Below are 18786 nucleotides of genomic sequence, written 5' to 3' on the forward strand. Positions count from 1 at the left end.
TCCTCCATTAAGATGATCCGCTTGATACCACATCAGCCGACTCGACAAAATCGAGCTTTTTCAGCTGCTGCAAAAATACATCCAAATCCCCTTCCATCGCAGTTACGTCAAGGGACAAGGTAACATTCGCCCGTCCCTGGATTGGAATGGTCTGGTGGATGGTCAAAATATTGCAGCCGTTTTCGGCGACTGTCTGCAAAAGCGTCGCGAGCGTTCCCGAGCGGTCCTCCAATTGCAGGAAAACCGTCAGGATCCGTTCTTTGACAATCGAATGGAACGGAAATACAGCGTCCCGATATTTATAAAACGCAGAGCGCGAAAGACCTGTCTTGTTGACTGCATCCATAATGGAAATGCGGTCATTCTGCAGCATTTTTTTCACTTCGAGCGTTTTTTGCATCGCTTCCGTCAAAACGTCTTCACGCACTAAATAATACCGTTGTTCCGAAATATCCTTCATTCAAGCTACCTCCGCATCAATCCATAAATTCGAATTCGAACTCAAGCAGGCGAACCGTGTCGCCGTTTTCCGCTCCGCGTTCACGAAGTGCATCGTCAATTCCCATGCCGCGCATTTGGCGGGCAAATCGGCGAATCGAATCTTCACGCGAGAAGTCGGTCATCTTGAACATCCGTTCTATCGCATAACCGGACAAAACGAATGCTCCATCAGACTCACGCGTGATGCTGAAGCCATCTGCATCGGTTTCGTGCTTGTAAAGAACCGTGCTTTCTGAATCTTCTTCCGTATCGTCGATCAATGGGAATTCCGGTGTCACTTCGATCACGTCGGCAATCGCGAACAATAAATTGTTCAAGCCTTTGCGCGACAATGCAGAGATTGGGAAAATGCGGGCATCTTCCGGCAACTTTTCACGGAATTTTGCCAAGTTCTCTTCAGAATCCGGCATATCCATTTTGTTCGCCACGATCAATTGCGGACGTTCTGTCAAACGCATATTGTATTGCTTTAATTCTTCATTAATAGTGACATAATCCTCGTAAGGGTCGCGTCCTTCAAGACCGGACATATCGATGACGTGGATGATTACGCGCGTCCGTTCGATATGGCGAAGGAATTGATGGCCAAGGCCGATTCCTTCATGAGCGCCTTCGATCAATCCTGGAAGGTCGGCCATGACAAAGCTGCGCTGATCTTCTGTTTCAACCATTCCGAGGTTCGGAACGATTGTCGTAAAATGATATTCAGCAATTTTCGGTTTTGCAGCTGACACAACTGACAACAAGGTTGATTTTCCGACACTTGGGAATCCGACAAGTCCGGCATCCGCCAACACTTTCAATTCCAGGATGACGTTGCGTTCAAAGCCCGGTTCGCCTTTTTCAGACAGCTCCGGTGCAGGGTTTGCAGGCGTCGCGAAACGTGAGTTTCCTCGGCCTCCGCGTCCACCTTTTGCGATGACTGCTGTTTGGCCATGCTCGACCAAATCGGCAATCGTTTCGCCAGTGTCGACGTCTTTAACAACTGTGCCCGGTGGAACTTTGATAAAAGTATCCTCAGCTTTGGCACCGTGTTTATTGGAACTCATGCCGTGTGTTCCGCGATCTGCTTTAAAGATCCGCTTGTAACGGAAATCCATCAGCGTCCGCAATCCTTCTTCGACGATAAAGACGATATTTCCGCCTTTCCCGCCATCTCCGCCGGCAGGTCCGCCGTTCGGTACATATTTTTCGCGTCGGAATGCAACCATGCCATCTCCGCCGTCGCCACCTCTAACATAAACTTTTACGTGATCGACAAACATATTATCCCTCCATCTGTGCGCGAACAGCTATCAATGTGCTATCTTCGCTGCACTCTTTTCGTACCGTAAATCCTTGTGTTTCCAATAGTTCCAAGTCCAGCCAATTTCCTGGACATGTGATGTTCATTTCAAAAGATGCGGCACTGGAAACCAATAGGATGGCACAGTCGAAAGCCTGATATGGATCCAGGCGCTCTTTGGCCGCTTCCACAAACTTCTCCAGAAAATCCCGAAACACTGCATCCAAATGCGCGGGCGCTTTAACCGCCGGACATTCCAAATGAAAGTGAAATCCAGGAAAGCGCCAATTGGCAGTCAACAGCCATTCCTCAGTCAGCGGCAGCCCGATGTCGGACAGCCGGCTAGCATGCATAGCCGCTTCGGCATGCGAACGAATTATCGCCTGTGCCTCCTGGAGACGGCCAAGATCCAAATTCATTTTGATCAATTGCAGTTCATTTAAATAATCATGGCGCGCATGCCGAAGCGATTGTGCCACTGTGATTTTTTTCCCCATAAGTCACGTCCCGATTCAGCTTCTTATTCTAGTATACCAAGAGTGTGCAGTAAATTCCTAAAATAATGCGTACAGCCGTCCCAGGAACCGCACTTATTATGTTCAAAAGAAAAAGGACTGCGAAAGCAGCCCTTTTCGTTTTGTATTAAGCTTCTTGTGCAACTGGATATACGCTAACTTTTTTCTTATCGCGTCCGTAACGTTCGAAACGTACGACTCCGTCGATTTTAGAAAATAGTGTATCGTCTCCGCCGCGTCCAACGTTCTCACCTGGATAAATTTTAGTCCCGCGTTGACGGTATAAAATCGAACCACCAGTAACTTCTTGGCCGTCTGCACGTTTTGCGCCAAGGCGTTTAGATTCTGAGTCACGTCCGTTTCTCGTTGAACCTACACCTTTTTTAGATGCAAAAAACTGAAGATCTAATCTTAACATTCTGTCCCACCTCCTAAGCTGTGAAGGTTATTTTAATATATTCTTCATAGTCTTGTTCAATCGTTTTCAATGAAACAATCATTGCGCGTACCAGCAGTTGAACCTGCTCGTCCGTCTTATCATCCAGGTTCTCCGGAAAACTGACTTTTAAAAAGCCGCTGTTTGCCTGCTGAATGTCAGGTTCGATTCCCGTCAGCTCCATGATGGCGTTCACCGCTCCAAATGAGACAGCGGACGCTCCAGCACATACGAGGTCTTGCCCGTGTTCAGCATAATCCGCATGGCCTGACATTTCAAATGACGAAATGCGTTTCGACGTTTCTTTTACAATTACTCGTATCATTCTTACAGGTTGATCGCATCGACAGTCAATTTTGTATATGGCTGACGGTGACCTTGTTTTTTGTGATAGTTCTTTTTAGCTTTGTATGTGAATACTGTGATTTTTTTCTGCTTGCCGTTTTTTACAACTTTAGCAGTAACGGTAGCTCCTTCAACAAAAGGAACACCTACTTTAGTATTGTCTCCACCTACAAATAGAACTTTGTCAAATGTGATAACATCCCCAGCTTCTCCGTTCAATTTCTCAACGTAGATCTCTTGGCCTGCTTCAACTTTGATTTGTTTTCCACCAGTTTCAATAATCGCGTACATATCCTTGCACCTCCTCTTAGATTAAGACTCGCCTATTCAGGTGACTCGCCGGAGCGAATTCTTAAGGCAACCTGATTCGAGCGGTTGCAGCACGGTACGCTACAAACATAACATTAAAATAATACCACGCCAGAACATGCCGCGTCAATAGAAAATATCAGGTTTCGGGAATTCGGTTATGGGGTGCGGAGTTTTCCCTGTTGAGGTGCGGTTTTTGCCTCTTGAGGTGCGGTTTTCGTGTTGCGAGGTGCGGTCTTTGCCTCTTGAGGTGCGGTCTTGGGCGTTTGAGGTGCGGTTTTCGCCTCTCGAGGTGCGGTCACCGATAAACGCGGCCGAAATAATCGCGCAGCAAGTCCCGGTCCTCTACAATTCGGCGCGTTCCGCGCTTACCACTTTGAAGAGCCGTCTTTTCCAGCAGCCGGTAGAGAATGTATTTATTCTTGATTCCGAGCAAACGGTAAGCTGTCCCCGTATCGAGTTCGCCACCAAACAGCAAGGCATATTCCTGCAGCGTCACTCTATGCGCATCCCGCGAATAAAATCCGCAGCCGGCACAACACCATTTGCGCTCCTGCCATTCCAACGAACGAGTGCGGCAGGTTGGACAGGTGACGCCGAGGCGCAATGAATCGAAAGTGATGTTGTGGCGTTCGAGCCAGTGGCGGCTGGAATTGTGTACCGGCAGCGCTTCCAGCTTACTGGCCAGCGCCGGCGCGTCGAAAAGCTTTGATCCCTGTGCCAGCCCTTCGAGATGAAACGGCAGGTAGTCGAGCGAGACGACTGGATAATGCTTGGGGGCTTCCACCACTTTTCCCGACCGGCTCGCGAGGACGATGACGCCATGCACCGGCACGCCGAGAAACCCGCTGGCTGCCCGCACTGCCCGGTGGAGCTGCGCTTCCGGATTGCGCATCCCTTCCCTGCGGCCGTCGACGATTCGGTGAAACTGGAAATTTACCGAATCAAAATAAAATTCGCCGACCATGTTCTTGACTTCCAGCACACAGACCAACTCCTCATGAACCAGCAGCAAATCGATTTGTGCCGTGCCATCTTTATACGGGATATGCACATCATTCAAAAAAATCGCTTTTCCCGGCAGATCCAGCTCTCTTTTCAGCAACGCCGCCGTACGCTGCTCCCCATTGGCACCCGCCAGAGAATTTTTCAGTTCAGACAAAACATTAGGTTTGGAACTATGCGCGGCCGGCAATCGTTCTGCTGCCACCATCCCCGCCAATAAAAAATCGTTCATTCTACACCTCCCCAAAGTTTTAAAAAAGCCCCCGCTTGGAAAGCGGAGGCTGGAATAATTTTATTTTGTGAATACGGCTTTGATTTTTGTGAACAGGCTTGGCGGTGCTTTTTCCATGCTCATGAGTGGAACCGATTCCCCGAGCAGGCGGCGCGCAATATTGCGGTAACCGAGCGCAGCCGGGTTGGATGGATCCATGACGATCGGTTCGCCTTTGTTCGAGCTTGAGATGACGCGTTCGTCGTCTGCGATAATGCCCAACAAGTCGATCGACAAGTGAGTGGTGATTTCATTGACATCCAGCGCTTCTCCCGCTTTCATCAAATGTGGACGGATACGGTTGATGATCAAACGCGGTGCGTCGATGTTTTCTTCCAGCTCAAGCAAACCGATGATGCGGTCAGCGTCACGGACAGCTGAAATTTCAGGTGTCGTCACGACAATCGCATGGTCTGCTCCAGCGACCGCATTTTTGTAGCCCTGCTCGATTCCGGCCGGGCAGTCGATGATGACGAAATCATAGTCTTTCTTCAGTTCCGTCACCAATTCTTTCATCTGTTCCGGGTTGACGTCGTTTTTGTCGGCAGTTTGCGCAGCCGGCAAAAGATACAGCATGTCTTCAAAACGCTTGTCTTTGACGAGTGCCTGATGCACTTTGCAGCGGCCTTCCAGCACGTCGATCAAATCATAGATGATGCGATTTTCCAGACCGAGGATGACATCGAGGTTGCGCAATCCGATGTCGGTGTCGATCAGGCATACTTTTTTCCCTTGAAGAGCCAATGCAGTGCCGAGGTTGGCGGTTGTCGTCGTTTTACCGACGCCTCCCTTGCCTGATGTAATTACGATAGCTTCTCCCACACTAGCTTCCTCCTTTAAACGTTGAAATTTGCGGACGGATAAACCGCAATTCCTGCAAACGGTCAATGATAATGGTGCCGTTTGTATGTAAATAAGCACATTCCATTTCCGGTTGCTCTGATAAACTGGACAATTCGTCCGTCATCGTTTCCAATTCGTCGTCGATCTTCAATTGTGTCGCTTCCAACCACGACGCCGCAATCACGGCTTCGCGATTGCCTTTTGTTCCGGCATGCGCCGCGCCTTTCAGCCGGCCCAGCACGTAAACGCTGCCGCCTGCTTCCACGCGGCCGTTCGGATTGACATCGCCAATGACGACCAAGTCGCCTTCAGCTTTGATGACCTGTCCGGACCGCACAATGCCGACGTACGTTTCCGACTGGCGTTCGCGGATCATCTGATCGCTTGCTTCGACTGTCAGGATGTCACTGGTCGTTGCAACCACCTTCAAATGAGGGTTGGTTTGGACCACTTTGCTCAATTCCTGAATCTGGCTATCGGTGCAATAGCGTTTATTCAGATGCACCGTCACTTCGGTATCACTATCAAGCGCAGGATCCGACACCTTTGCTTTCAGCTCGGCCAGTAGATCAGTATATGCACACTGGTCATCAAGATACAGCACAAGCCCTTTATTTTTCCCTTTAATATTGACGAGATTCTTCAAAAAATGTGTCACCTGCGCTTTCATTAATATAACCCTATCTTATTGTCACGCTCTGATAATTGCGTGATGATCACCGATTTGAACATCCAGCCGAGCATCACCAGGAAAATGGAGTTGGCGACCATCGTCGGCCAAAGCCGTGTCGATAAAAATGTGCCGAGCGGCATTTCCGTCAATGAAATCAGCAGGAAAAACTGGTAAAGCACAAATTCAAACACGGCCAATAAAACGATTGTCAATACGGTCGCTGATACTAAATTCCGAGGAATTCTTTTAAAGGCAAACGATGCTGCCAGGCAAATGGCGGGATACAAAAAAGAATATAATCCAATAATATCAATGTAAAAGACATCATACAAGAGCCCGAAAAATAATCCATAGAACATAGCGTGCTTTAAATCATAGTAAAGCGCCAGGAAAATCAGGAACATAATGAGGAAACGCGGCACGACATAATTCAGCTCCCCGCCAATGTTCAGCGGCGAAAAAAGGCCGAAAACCGGTTCCATGAAAAACAGGACGAGACAGACCAACGGGATAAGAAAACGGATCATGATTCATCGTCTCCTGTCACGCCATTGTCTTCACCGTCCACTTCCGGCATTACGCGGTCCGCTATGATGACATGGTTCAATAAGGAAAAGTCCGCCGCCGGTTTGACGTAGGCAAGCTTTGTCAAACCGAATTCATCGATGGTGATTTCGGTAATGGTGCCGATTAAAATGCCTTTCGGGAAAATGCCGCCCAGTCCGCTGGAAATGACCTGGTCGCCTTCTTTCAGCTCAATATCAGCGTCAATTCGTTTCAGCAACAGCTCGCGGCGTTCGGCGTCATAGCCTTCGATCAGCCCGAAGACATCTTTATCCCCGCCGACGACCATCGCGGAAACGCGGTAGTTCGGGTTGAGCGTGGAAATCAGTTCCACAGTGGATGTGGTCGGCGTCGTCAATATCACTTTGCCGATCAGGCCACTGGCGGTCATGACGGCCATGTTTTCCGTCACTCCCTGATTCGAGCCGCGGTTCAAAATGACTTTTTCTTCCCATTGATCCGGATTCCGCGCAATGACGGTCGCCTGGATGGGATTGTATTCGCGGAGGTCTTTTTCTTTCCCGACGATTTGTTTCAGTTCTTCGTTTTCAGAACGCAAGTCTTTGACTTCAGCCTGCACGCCCGCAAATTCCTCTAAGCGCGTTTTCAGATGCTGGTTTTCCTCAAATGTATTTAATAACGAATCGACATTATCGAAAATTCCAGTGACAAAATGAGCAGGGCGTGAAAATACCGACTGCCCGGCTCCAACAGCATCTTTTATGATTTGTTCCGGCAGCGATACATTGCTGCGGTCACGGAGCGAGAAAGAAATAAGTGCAACGAGCAGGATGACTCCCAACAGCAGCAAAATCAGCCGCTTGTTCGTTAAAAGCTGTGGCATATCGCCATCCTCCTTATTTGATTGATAACTGGCGGCGGAATTGGTCCATGTTCTCCAACGCCTTGCCCGTGCCGAGTGCGACACAGTCCAATGGATTTTCGGCGATAAACACCGGCATGGACGTTTCAGCTGAAATGACGCGGTCGAGGTTCTTAAGCAATGCCCCTCCACCTGTCAGGACGATGCCGTTTTCCATGACGTCCGCGCTCAACTCAGGCGGCGTCTGTTCCAGTGTCGCTTTGACGCCTGCAACAATGGCGGATACCGATTCACTCAAAGCTTCCGCAATTTCATCGGAAGTGACTTCCAGTGTTTTCGGGAAACCTGTCAACAGGTCGCGTCCGCGGATTTCCATGGTGACTCCCTGTTCAGAAGCCTCCATGATGCGCGCCGAACCGATGCCGACTTTCAGCGCTTCCGCTGTCCGTTCGCCAATCAACACATTATAGGTTTTGCGGATATACTGGGTGATTTCCATATCCAGTGCGTCACCGGCAACACGGATCGATTCGCTTGAAACGATGCCGCCCAGCGAAATGACCGCTACTTCAGTTGTTCCGCCCCCAATATCGACGACCATGCTGCCCATAGGTTCCCATACCGGCAAATCGGCTCCAATAGCCGCTGCGAAAGGCTCTTCGATCGTGAACGCTTCTGCTGCACCGGCTGCCCGGGCAGCGTTCAAAACGGCACGACGCTCGACAGATGTGATGCCGTACGGGACACAGATCATGACCGTTCCGCTTTTCCATTTGCTGCCGGCCGCTTTTGAAGCTTCGACAAGGTAATGCTTGATCATCGTCAACGTCGTATCGTAATCGGCGATGACGCCGTCGCGCATCGGACGGATGGCGATGATGGAGCTTGCGGTGCGCCCCATCATATTTTTGGCCTGGCTGCCGACTGCGACGATTTCGCCGGTCTTTTTATTTTTAACGACAACGGAAGGCTCGCGAAGAACGATTCCTTTGCCTTTGATATACACCAATGTATTTGCAGTACCTAAGTCAATTCCAACATCTTTTGAGCCAAATCCAAACACAGGTTTTCTTCCTTTCTGTAACAAGCCGGTATTTCGGCAATTGCATTGACACAATACCACTCATTATAGACGAAAAGGAAAAAAATAAACAGTGCTACATGAACCCCTTTTCTTTCAGGGAAATGAATTGGTGGTCTCCGATGATGACGTGATCGAGCAGTTCGATGCCGATGATGCTGCCGGCTTCGACGAGGCGTTTGGTCACGTCGATGTCTTCCGGCGAAGGCGCCGGATTGCCGGAAGGGTGGTTATGGGCACAGACGATCGAAGCTGAAGAACGGCGTACTGCTTCACGGAAAATTTCACGGGGATGGACGATGGAGGCATTCAGGCTGCCGACAAAAATGGTCTGCCGGTGCATGACCTGGTTCTTGACATTGAGAAACAGGACGACAAAATGTTCCTGCTTGAGAGAGGTCATGTCGGCCATTAAATAAGAAGCCGCATCTTTCGGGGAGCGGATGGTGAATTTCGTATCGGTCTGTTTCGAAGACAAGCGGCGGCCCAGCTCCACAGCGGCAAGCAGCTGCACGGCTTTTGCCTGGCCGATGCCGTTGATCGCCACCATCTCTTCGATGGTGGCGTTTTTCATTTCCTGGATCTGTTCAAAATGGGTCAGCACGCGGTTGGCCAGATGCAGCACCGACTCCTGCTTGCTGCCGGTGCGCAGCAGGATCGCGATCAACTCCTGATTGGACAAAGCTGCCGCCCCCTGGTTGACCATGCGTTCACGGGGGCGGTCGGCGATATGGACGTCACGGATCATCAACGGCGCTTCGTTCAGCATCGGACACCGCTCCCTTCCAAAGAAATAAAACCGGCTGACGCTAACTTTTGCGTCAGCCCCGCAACCGGCAAGCCGACCACGGCGTTGTAATCGCCCTGGATCTCTTTGACGAACAAGCCCGATACCGTCTGGATGCCATAAGCGCCCGCTTTGTCGTATGGATCTTCGGTTGTGACATAGGCTTCGATCCAGGCTTCGGGCAAGTCGTAGAACGTCACGTTGACCGCTTCATGAAATGACAGCTCGCTCTGTCCTTGAATGACCGTCACAGCAGTGATCACTCTGTGCGTGCGACCGGATAATTTCTGCAGATAGCCCTTCGCCTGATCTTTATTTTTCGGCTTCAGCAAAATCTCACCGTCGAGCACGACGATCGTATCAGAGCCGATGACGACGGCTTCCGGGTGCCCCTCTGCGACTTCCTGCGCTTTTTGCGCGGCGCAGGCCAGCACATAGCCGAGTGCGGTTTGGAATCTGGCTGGATCGGGTTCGTCCTTTGTGCTCGGGACGACCTGAAAGTCCACGCCCAACATGCCAAGCAGTTCCTGGCGGCGCGGCGACTGTGAAGCTAAGATGATGGGGAATTCGGATTTGAATTTCATAGATGGAATCTCTCCTTTTTCAAGAATCATACCATCTCCAGAAACACGGAAACAAATGGCAATAAATGAATTTTGCCAGGATGCAGGGATCGAAAAATGAGATTTGGAGGGTTCGCTCCCTGCAAAGCGCTGCGTAGAGCTGTTTGCAATTCTAATTTGCGATAGTTTGGGTTGATATTCCACAAACTATTTAAGTTGAACTAAAGAAAACAGCTTTTACACAACGCTTCTGCCGCTTTGGGCATGGCTCCCGCAAGAAGCCAGGCAAAAAACGCCAGTCTTCTTGCTCTGCCTAGCCCCTGGACGCGCCGGCGCTAAGAGTTGGAGCAAATCAGCGGAGACTTCCAAGGGAGCAGCGCAGCAACCTAAGAGAAATCCACTCGGGCGTTTAGCCCGAGTCCGTTCGGCGCAAGCCCGCAGGATATGGATTATGCAGTTGGCAAAAAAAAGATGAAGCCTCAGCTTCACCCCAGAAAATTCATATACCATGCGAGCAGACGATCGCCCCAGAAATAGACGATGACGGCTGCGGCCGCAATCGATGGGCCGAACGGAATCGGAGTCTTGCGTCCTTTTTTCGTGACGCGCAATTGGATGATGCCGACGATGGCGCCGATAAACGACGCGAAAAACAAGGTCATCAAGGTGCCGGCCGTACCGAGCACCAGCCCGATGACGAAAAACAGCTTGATGTCGCCGCCCCCCATGCCGCCTTTGGAAACGACGGCAATCAGGAACAACAAGGAAAAGCCGACGGCAGCGCCGAGCAGGCTGTCCCACCACGGGTCAAGCGGAATCGCGATGCGAAGCCCGAGCAGCACGACCGCAAACGGCAACAACACTTTGTCGGGTATCAGCATATAGGCGATGTCCGACACGGTAATGATGACCAACAGCGAAACGAACAGGATCGCCACGATCAGCTCAGGCGTAAAGCCGAACACCAAGTAGGATGCGACGAATAAAACTGCGGTGACCGCTTCCATCAAGGGATAAACCCAGTGGATCTTCGAGCCGCATGTCCGGCATTGGCCTTTCAAGAACAGGTATGAAAATACCGGCACCAGGTCGAGTGCCGTCAAGCGCCGCTCGCAGTTGGTGCAATGCGAAGGCGGATAGGCGATCGATTCTTTTTTCGGGACACGCAAGCCGACGACGTTGAAGAACGAGCCAAAGACGAGCCCGAACAGCGAGAAGAAAATAGAATAAGTCAGTACCATAAGAACCCTCTTTGCTATAGTTTTTTAGTTTATTATTGATATTCCGTAAAACAACTCCGCTTTCGGGCCCACAGGATGTGGGTCATGCAGTTGGCGCGCCAACTGCCCAGGGCTCGCGCTATCCCGCGGGAGTCTCCGTTGTTTTACTCCATACCTTAATGAGTAACGTGGAAATAAAAAACTCAGACTTATTATAAACAAATATCCTAGCACCACCGCGTCCAACCCACGACACAATGCTGGAGAAACAGTACTGAACGGATGCTTTTCGCAGGCGAAAAGCGAGGGGCAGCGCTTTTGTTTGCGGAATACCGGTTTTATTTGCGGAATAACCTAGTTTGTTTGCAGAATACGCTGGTTTGTTTGCAGAACGCTCTCCGGCTTCCGCTAAGGGAGGCCTCCACCCCGACTCTAGCAAAAGAGAGAAATCGCAGTGATTTCTCTCTTACTTTTATTACTCGTCTGCAGCGTCTGCGTTTTCTTCCACATTGGCTTCAACGTTTATGTCGACATCTGCGTCTTCTTCGGATTCTTCCTCTTCAGCCAAGTCCGTTCCATCGTTTTGCGGCAATGGATTGATCTTGCCTGCCGGGGCAGGAGCGTCGATTTTTGGCAAGGTGTCTGCCAGGGCGAAGAGATCCGGGCGGAAATACGCCGAGAAGGTCACGTTGACATCGAGGGGTTCGCCCACTTGGTCAGCCGACGTGATTTCTTCATTGGAACCGAAATCGACGGCTTCGACGATCATGATGCGCTCCATCGCTTCAACTTCTGTGATGAAGGTGGTGATTTCCTGGTAGTCATCGGCTTTAATGGTGACGGTCGTCAGCACTTCCTGAAGGTTTTCAAGCCCTTCAACCGGCACCGGCATTTCAACGAGGCCTTCTGTGATGCCGATATTGTCGATCAATGTGCCGGAAATCAATTCTGCCTGTTCGATCTGCAGAACTATTTGCTCGGTCAAGGATTCGACGGAAACTTTTTGCTGCAGGTCGCTGGTGCTAATCCTCTCGCCTTCCGGCAATTCCTTCAGCTGTGTCTGTAACCCGATCAAAACGTCGCGTTCAGAACTCAAGGTCTGTTCAGCCTGCAGCCGAGCTTCTTTTGCTGGTGCATACAGGAAAAAATACGAATACGCTGCGAGCGCCAACAGGAAGATGACGGATAAGAAGATCAGGCCTTTTTCTTTTTGGCTCTTTGATAAACTGCTCATTGGCCATCGCCCCCTGTTTCTGCTGGAGCGGTTTCAGCCGGTTCGACTGTTTCGGCAGGTGCTCTGGTTTCGGTATTGACTTCAACATCCACTTCGACGTCTTCCGCAGGTTCTTCCACAACTTCTTCTGCGGGTTCCTCGACGACAGCTTCGCCTTCTACAGGAACTGCCGTATCGTCTGTCGGAATGCGCTCATCAACAAAGATGATTGTGTAACTTGCGATGTAACGGGGCATTTCCTGGATAACGGCTTCTTGGACAACCACGCCTTCTTCGGTTTCAGCAGGCTCAATTTCGTTTTGCGCAATACTGTCAAGCGTCGCTGACTCGATCAGTCCAGACGCTTTTAGCTGCGCCAAATAATAAGCCGCTTGGCGTGCGGTATCAAACTGGACCGACAAGATTGCCTGGTCCAAACCCGTATAGGAAAAGCTTTCAAAGTAGCCGCGTTCCGGCAAGATGGATACCAGTTCTTCCAATAACGGAACGGTATCAAATTGATAACCCTCTGCCCAGTCGACAGTGGCTTTTAACTGCTGTTCTTCGTTCAGGCCTTGCGCCGCTTCCAACTGGCTGCGGATCGTTTCTTGTTCAGCGGCAACCTGCACGGATTCTGCGGCAAGGACCGCTTGTTCCTTTTCGTGGGAGCCTGCCAGAAATGCCAAAACCGCCCAGACAATGACGGCTGCCAATAAAATCGAAATCGCCACAATCAGAAAAGCGGGACGGTCCCGTTCTTTTTGCGGCAATAGGTTAATATCTACTAACATGAACTCTTACACCTCTTTCAGCGCGAGACCGATGGCCCGGTTAAAGCGTCTTGAAACATCTTTTCTGTCGCCGCACGGAATAACATCGATGACCAGCGGCAGGACCGGAATTTGAAAGCGTGTTTCCAGGCTTTGCTGGAAGGTCTGCCAGTCGTAGAATTCACCGTTGCAGATGATTTTCGTAATGCCGATTTCCCCGCTGTTCATATTGTAGCGGTAAAAGTTCGCCAGTTTCTCGGCTTCAATTTCAATCGTCTCCATCACAGCTGTCCGGTCTGCTGAATCTGGATCTTGGACTTCCAGATCGACTGGCCGCATGAACATTGGGAAATGTTCGTGGAAAATGGACACGGTTATTTTTTTCGACTGCAGGTCGATGAGCATGATGTGCTCGTCTTCCTGGAAATCGTGCTGCAAATAGCCTAAGCGGTATAAAGCGAGCGGTGTAATGTCTGCAACGACCGCTTTTAATTTCACTTCGTCAAAAACATCCTCGTAGGATTGCATGACCGATTCCTTGGAAGCGATGATGATCGCTTCCGGCTGTTCTTCTTCCGGGTGGTACGGCACCACATCAAAGACGGGATCTTCAAAGGGCAGGTAAAGCGTCGAACCGATTTCAATGAAGAAATGGCCTTTTAGTTCATCGGCTTCGACATCTTCGGGGTATGGTACTTTGCGGATAATAACGAATTCGTCAGGGGCGAGGAAGCGGACTGACTTCTTAGAGAGACCCCACTGATTGACAGCCTTACCGAGTTCCGAGGCCAGCGCTTCCGCGTCGACGATCTTGCCCTCTTCGATGATGCCTGCAGGAAGAAAGGTTTCTTCCGCACAATTCAGCTCGATCGGCAGGGAGGATTTCAAGTCGACATGACGGATCGCGTCTTCTTCTATTGTAATCGTGACGACGCGTGCTTTTCTCGATAAAAACGATAAGGCCATGTTTTCAGCTCCTAAAATTGTTTGCTATATTAGCGGTATTGCTTAACGAGTTACAGTAATAGTAGCAGTACCTGCAGCAGGGAAATCTTCTCCTGGTGCTTCGTCACCAGTTCCATTAGGCATTTCTGAAACTTGATCTTGCGTAGCCTCAGCAAACACCAATTGTACTCCACTGATAGTTGCTGTACCAGATATCAATAAATCTCCATCTGTATTTATCGTAAAGCCTGTTAAAGTATTAGCTCCACCGGTTGCTTCGAAGCTGCCTAAATCATCTAGGTATCCCCCTGTCACTAATTCTGCACCAGTAATACCATCTTGACCAGTTGCGGTAAATGCATCTCCATTTTCAGCCAAGTATAACTCAGCAGCAGAAAAAGCACTTAAAGCATCTGATTTGGCAGCTCCTACACGACTATTTTCAATAATGTTAGAAATCGCCGGAATAGCAATCGCCGCGATAATCGCGATGATAACGATGACTGCCAAAAGCTCGATCAATGTCATCCCTTTTTCGTTGTTCAATTTCTTCTGCAAGTATTTTTTCATTTTTCTTTCCCCCTATTTTTTTACTTTTATATACTACTTTGAGTACACCTCAATTATAACAATAGTACCAATTATAGCAATAGCCTTTTCTTGTTTTATTGCAAAATATTTTAAACAGAATGTATGTATATACCTACAAATTGTCTACATTCTGGAACATTTCGAACATTGGCATCATGATTGCCAGTACTATAGTCCCAACTAATGCTGCAAGGAATACGATCATTAACGGTTCGATCAAGGCTTTCAAACGATCGGTCTCGGCGTCGACTTCTTTCTCGTAAAATTCCGCTACTTTGCTGAGCATGTGATCGAGTGAACCGGTTTGTTCCCCGATGGAGATCATATGCGGAATAAGTGGCGGGAACGCCCAATGCACGCGCATGGGCTCGGTCAAGGAACCGCCGCGTTCGAGTGAATCACGTGACGCCAGGATGACTTTCGACATGACCGCGTTGCCGACGACTTTCTCGGTCATCGTCAAGCATTGCAGGATCGGCACGGAACTGGAGAACAAGGAACTTAAAGTTCTGGTCAAACGGGCGAGTGCCGACTTCTGGAGGATCTTGCCGAAAATCGGAATCTTCAGCAGCATGGTGTCCAGGATCATATTGCCTCGTGGATCTTTGCGCATCAGCCAAATGACGGCGGCAATCGCAAATCCGCCGAGCACCAGCAAATACCAATAGCCCATGACAAAGTCACTTGCGGCCATAACAATCTGCGTGATCATCGGCAGTTCGCCGCCAAAGCCTTCGAACATATCAGCAAACATCGGAACGATAGAAGACAGCAGGAAAATAACGACGCCAATCGCCAAGACACCGACGACCACTGGATAGGACATGGCCGAAACCACTTTTTGTTTGGTTTGGTAGGCTTTGTCGTAATGCGTCGCCAAACTTTCCAGCGAGTCGTCGATGTTCCCTGACATCTCCCCCGCTTTGACCAGGTTGATGGTCAAAGGTTCGAAGATTTTCGGGTATTTCGCCAGCGAGTCGGACAAGGAATTGCCTTTTCGCAGTTCTTCGGCGATTTCCGAAAGGGCTTTTCGCAGCGCTTTGGATTCGACTTGCTGGGACAGGATGTGGATCGAATCGACGATGGTCACCCCTGCACGCATCAAGGTCGAAAACTGGCGCAGGAACATGATAAACTGGTCGCGTTTGACCGGATTGCCGAATGTGATGTCTTTTTGCAAAGTAGTCGCCGGCATTTCACGGATTTCGATGACACGGATGCCTTCATCGCGCAGTTTTGCCACAGCTTCTTTCCGGCTGTTAGCAACAGCGATGCCGGTGCGGATCTTTTTGCGGTCGCGGCCTTCATATTTGTAACGGGCCACGTTATTCCGCCCCTTTCAAGTATGGCTGAGCGATTTCACGCGTGATCTTGCCTTTTTTCAGCAGCTCCTGCACAGACGTTTCCATCATGTGCATGCCGGACGCCCGGTTGGTCAGGATGACGTTCGGGATTTGGTGGACTTTCTCGGAACGGATCAAGTTGGCGATGGCCGGATTGGAAATCATAATTTCAGTTGCGGCGACCCGTCCTTTGCCGTCAGCCGTCGGCAATAGGCGCTGGGAAATGACGGCTTTGACGATACCGCCGAGCTGCGTCCGGATCTGCGCATGCTGTTCGTGCGGGAAAACGTCGATGATCCGCTCGATGGTCGAGGCAGCACTCGACGTATGCAGCGTCCCCATGACCAAGTGGCCGGTTTCTGCTGCAGTGATGGCGGTGGTGATCGTTTCCAAATCACGCATCTCACCCACCAGAATCACATCGGGATCCTGTCGAAGTGCTGCACGCAAGCCGTTGGCGAATGAATTGGTATCAAAGCCGACTTCGCGCTGGTCGATGACCGATGTGCCGTGTTTGTGCATATACTCGATCGGATCTTCCAAGGTGATGATGTGTTTGGTCATGTGTTCATTCATATAACGGATCATGGCAGCGAGCGTTGTCGACTTACCAGATCCCGTAGGACCCGTCACAAGGATCAGCCCTTGATGCGTATCGGCAAGCTTTTTCAAAGTATCCGGCATCTGGAGGTCGTCGATTGACGGAATTTTGGAAGGGATCGTCCGGAAGGCGTGCGAAATCGAGCCGCGCTGATGGAACGAGTTGACGCGGTAACGTGCCACGCCGGCGATCGAGTAGGAATAATCCATCTCGCCTTTTTCCAGGAACGTGTCCCATAAGGATTCCGGCATCAACGCTTTGGCGATGGCCATGGTGTCATCCGGCATCAGCTTTTTGTCGCCAAACTGGATCAAGGTGCCGTTCATCCGGAAAATCGGCGGGATGCCGGTGGTCATGTGGATATCGGAAACATTGCGTTCTTTGGCTTCGGTCAATACGTGATCGATAAATGTTGTAGTAGGCATAGGCTAGTCTGTCATGGCAACGCGAAGTACTTCTTCCGTCGTTGTCATGCCCTCCTTTACTTTTAATAATCCGTCGTCGATAAGGAAGATGGTTTTATTCCGGATGGCGATTTCACGGATTTCCGCTGCGGTGCCGCCGCGGTTGATGATATCTTTGATGGCTTCGTCCACCACCAGCACTTCGTGGATCGCCATGCGGCCTTTATAGCCGCTCATATTGCATTGCGGACAGCCTGTGCCGCGCGCAATGGTCTCGATGGAAATGCCGCGTTTGGCAAAAATCGCTTTTTCGCGCACGGTGGCCGACTGGATTTCCCGGCAGTCCCGGCAAACCCGGCGAATCAAACGCTGCGCTACGACGGCGTTCAAGGAAGCCGTTACGAGAAACGGCTCGATGCCCATATCCATCAGGCGGGTGATCGACGCAATCGAATCGTTGGTATGGATGGTACTGAGCACCAAATGCCCGGTCAAAGAAGCCCGTATAGAAATGTCGGCCGTTTCCTTGTCGCGGATTTCCCCGACCATGACAATGTCCGGATCTTGCCGCAAGATCGACCGCAGCCCGGCCGCAAAGGTCAGCCCGACATTGGCGTTCACTTGGATTTGGTTGATGCCTTCGAGCTGGTACTCGACCGGGTCTTCGACGGTGATGATATTGACTTCTTCGGAATTGAGCTTGTTCAGCGCCGCATACAGCGTCGACGATTTCCCGGATCCCGTCGGACCGGAAATGAGGATGATGCCGTTCGGTTTATCGATTTCGTGCATAAAACGTTCCATGTTCAAATCATTAAAGCCGAGCTTGGAAATATCGGTGAGGTTTTGGCTCAAGTCCAAAATCCGCATAACGATTTTCTCACCGAAAACGGTCGGCAAAGACGACACGCGCAAATCGATGGCACGGAAGTCGACCGTGGTCTTGATGCGGCCATCCTGCGGAATGCGGTTTTCGGTAATGTCCAAATTCGCCAGGATCTTGATGCGTGCGGTGATCATCCCTTGCATGGTCTTTGGCAGGATCCGCTCGGTGCGGAGTGTGCCGTCAATCCGGTAACGCACCAGAATGCGGTTTTCCTGCGGGTCAAAATGGACATCGCTGGCTTTTTGCGAAACGGCGTTCGATAGGATTTGGTTGACCAACCGGACAATCGGCGCATCCAGATCATTCAAATCGCTTTGCTGTTCTTCTGCCGCCTGCGGCAATTCCTCCAGCAGCTCGTCATAGGATTCCTCGTCATAGTATTTCGCAATGGTCCTAACGATATCTTCTTTTGAAGCGATCGTCGGTTCGATCTGGAAGCCGGTCGTCAGCCGAAGATCATCAATGGTGATGAAATCCGTCGGGTCGTTCATGGCAATAAACAGCCGGTCGCCTTCTGTCTTGAGCGGCACCAGCAATTTGCGTTTGGCAAACTCCTTCGGCACCACATTGAACAGCATCGGATCGAACGGATAGCGGAACAGCGAGACATGCGGAATGCCGAGCTGGACTTCCAGCGTCTCGATCAATTGCTGCTCGGTGATGATACCGCGTTGAAGCAGGGCATCGCCCAGCTTTTGATCATTCTGTTTGCCATTCAGCGTTTCCTGCAAATCCGCTTGGGTCAACAACCCTTGTTCGACCAATATATCGCCTAACCTTCTTCTGACTATCGCCAATCTGATCTCTCCTTT

The 18786-nt window shown here is 50.4% G+C and carries 22 protein-coding genes and 1 other annotated feature; all 22 genes read right to left on the reverse strand.

All coding sequences use genetic code 11. The features are described from left to right. Window positions 1-7 precede the first annotated feature (7 nt). Window positions 8-460, reverse strand: a complete 453-nt coding sequence (locus J7I83_RS00915) for an ACT domain-containing protein (RefSeq protein ID WP_251047370.1) — start codon at window positions 458-460, stop codon at window positions 8-10. Window positions 461-476: 16 nt separating this feature from the next. Further along, window positions 477-1766, reverse strand: coding sequence for a GTPase ObgE (obgE, locus tag J7I83_RS00920; RefSeq protein WP_215098806.1), 1290 nt, complete (start codon window positions 1764-1766; stop codon window positions 477-479). 1 nt (window position 1767) lies between these two features. Beyond that, window positions 1768-2283 carry a Spo0B domain-containing protein gene (locus tag J7I83_RS00925; RefSeq protein WP_215098807.1) on the reverse strand — a complete coding sequence of 172 codons (516 nt, stop codon included), beginning with the start codon at window positions 2281-2283 and terminating at the stop codon, window positions 1768-1770. A gap of 145 nt (window positions 2284-2428) precedes the next feature. Continuing rightward, window positions 2429-2719 carry a 50S ribosomal protein L27 gene (rpmA, locus tag J7I83_RS00930; protein ID WP_006828764.1) on the reverse strand — a complete coding sequence of 97 codons (291 nt, stop codon included), beginning with the start codon at window positions 2717-2719 and terminating at the stop codon, window positions 2429-2431. A gap of 13 nt (window positions 2720-2732) precedes the next feature. Beyond that, a complete protein-coding gene (locus tag J7I83_RS00935) occupies window positions 2733-3062 on the reverse strand; it encodes a ribosomal-processing cysteine protease Prp (RefSeq protein WP_215098808.1) in 330 nt (109 codons plus the stop codon). A 2-nt stretch (window positions 3063-3064) separates the two neighbouring features. Next, window positions 3065-3373, reverse strand: a complete 309-nt coding sequence (gene rplU, locus J7I83_RS00940) for a 50S ribosomal protein L21 (RefSeq protein ID WP_215098809.1) — start codon at window positions 3371-3373, stop codon at window positions 3065-3067. A 14-nt stretch (window positions 3374-3387) separates the two neighbouring features. Beyond that, window positions 3388-3469: a sequence feature (ribosomal protein L21 leader region), on the reverse strand. Window positions 3470-3689: 220 nt separating this feature from the next. Then, window positions 3690-4643: a nuclease-related domain-containing protein gene (locus J7I83_RS00945; RefSeq protein ID WP_251047371.1), complete on the reverse strand. Its 954-nt coding sequence runs from the start codon at window positions 4641-4643 to the stop codon at window positions 3690-3692. Between the two features lie 45 nt (window positions 4644-4688). Next, entirely contained in the window at window positions 4689-5489 is an 801-nt protein-coding gene (gene minD / locus J7I83_RS00950) for a septum site-determining protein MinD (RefSeq protein WP_215098810.1), read from the reverse strand. A gap of 1 nt (window position 5490) precedes the next feature. After that, window positions 5491-6180 carry a septum site-determining protein MinC gene (gene minC / locus J7I83_RS00955; RefSeq protein WP_215098811.1) on the reverse strand — a complete coding sequence of 230 codons (690 nt, stop codon included), beginning with the start codon at window positions 6178-6180 and terminating at the stop codon, window positions 5491-5493. After that, complete coding sequence (gene mreD, locus J7I83_RS00960) at window positions 6180-6710, reverse strand: rod shape-determining protein MreD (RefSeq protein ID WP_215098812.1); 531 nt, start codon at window positions 6708-6710, stop codon at window positions 6180-6182. The genes minC and mreD overlap by 1 nt, the downstream gene beginning before the upstream one ends. Further along, complete coding sequence (gene mreC / locus J7I83_RS00965) at window positions 6707-7591, reverse strand: rod shape-determining protein MreC (RefSeq protein ID WP_215098813.1); 885 nt, start codon at window positions 7589-7591, stop codon at window positions 6707-6709. The genes mreD and mreC overlap by 4 nt, the downstream gene beginning before the upstream one ends. Window positions 7592-7604: 13 nt before the next feature. Continuing rightward, window positions 7605-8633, reverse strand: coding sequence for a rod shape-determining protein (locus J7I83_RS00970; protein WP_215098814.1), 1029 nt, complete (start codon window positions 8631-8633; stop codon window positions 7605-7607). Between the two features lie 94 nt (window positions 8634-8727). Further along, window positions 8728-9420 (reverse strand): RadC family protein, encoded by a 693-nt coding sequence (radC, locus tag J7I83_RS00975; protein WP_285228654.1) that lies wholly within the window; start codon window positions 9418-9420, stop codon window positions 8728-8730. After that, on the reverse strand, window positions 9414-10022 hold the full coding sequence (locus J7I83_RS00980; protein WP_215098815.1) for a Maf family protein: 609 nt from the start codon (window positions 10020-10022) through the stop codon (window positions 9414-9416). The genes radC and J7I83_RS00980 overlap by 7 nt, the downstream gene beginning before the upstream one ends. Before the next feature lie 464 nt (window positions 10023-10486). After that, complete coding sequence (locus J7I83_RS00985) at window positions 10487-11242, reverse strand: prepilin peptidase (RefSeq protein ID WP_215098816.1); 756 nt, start codon at window positions 11240-11242, stop codon at window positions 10487-10489. Window positions 11243-11696: 454 nt separating this feature from the next. Next, entirely contained in the window at window positions 11697-12455 is a 759-nt protein-coding gene (locus J7I83_RS00990) for a pilus assembly protein PilO (protein WP_215098817.1), read from the reverse strand. Continuing rightward, window positions 12452-13225 (reverse strand): PilN domain-containing protein, encoded by a 774-nt coding sequence (locus J7I83_RS00995; protein ID WP_215098818.1) that lies wholly within the window; start codon window positions 13223-13225, stop codon window positions 12452-12454. Before J7I83_RS00995 ends, J7I83_RS00990 begins: the two co-directional genes overlap by 4 nt. A 6-nt stretch (window positions 13226-13231) precedes the next feature. After that, window positions 13232-14170 carry a type IV pilus biogenesis protein PilM gene (gene pilM / locus J7I83_RS01000; protein ID WP_215098819.1) on the reverse strand — a complete coding sequence of 313 codons (939 nt, stop codon included), beginning with the start codon at window positions 14168-14170 and terminating at the stop codon, window positions 13232-13234. 42 nt (window positions 14171-14212) lie between these two features. After that, the gene (locus tag J7I83_RS17935; RefSeq protein WP_285228655.1) at window positions 14213-14719 is read right to left on the reverse strand and encodes a prepilin-type N-terminal cleavage/methylation domain-containing protein; all 507 of its coding nucleotides are present in this window, start codon (window positions 14717-14719) and stop codon (window positions 14213-14215) included. A 133-nt stretch (window positions 14720-14852) separates the two neighbouring features. Then, on the reverse strand, window positions 14853-16064 hold the full coding sequence (locus J7I83_RS01010) for a type II secretion system F family protein (protein WP_215098820.1): 1212 nt from the start codon (window positions 16062-16064) through the stop codon (window positions 14853-14855). A 1-nt stretch (window position 16065) separates the two neighbouring features. Further along, a complete protein-coding gene (locus J7I83_RS01015) occupies window positions 16066-17109 on the reverse strand; it encodes a type IV pilus twitching motility protein PilT (protein WP_215098821.1) in 1044 nt (347 codons plus the stop codon). A 3-nt stretch (window positions 17110-17112) separates the two neighbouring features. Beyond that, window positions 17113-18771: a GspE/PulE family protein gene (locus J7I83_RS01020; RefSeq protein WP_215098822.1), complete on the reverse strand. Its 1659-nt coding sequence runs from the start codon at window positions 18769-18771 to the stop codon at window positions 17113-17115. Window positions 18772-18786: the final 15 nt, after the last annotated feature.

This window comes from Planococcus sp. ISL-110 (assembly GCF_018613575.1).
In the GTDB taxonomy this organism is placed as follows: domain Bacteria; phylum Bacillota; class Bacilli; order Bacillales_A; family Planococcaceae; genus Planococcus.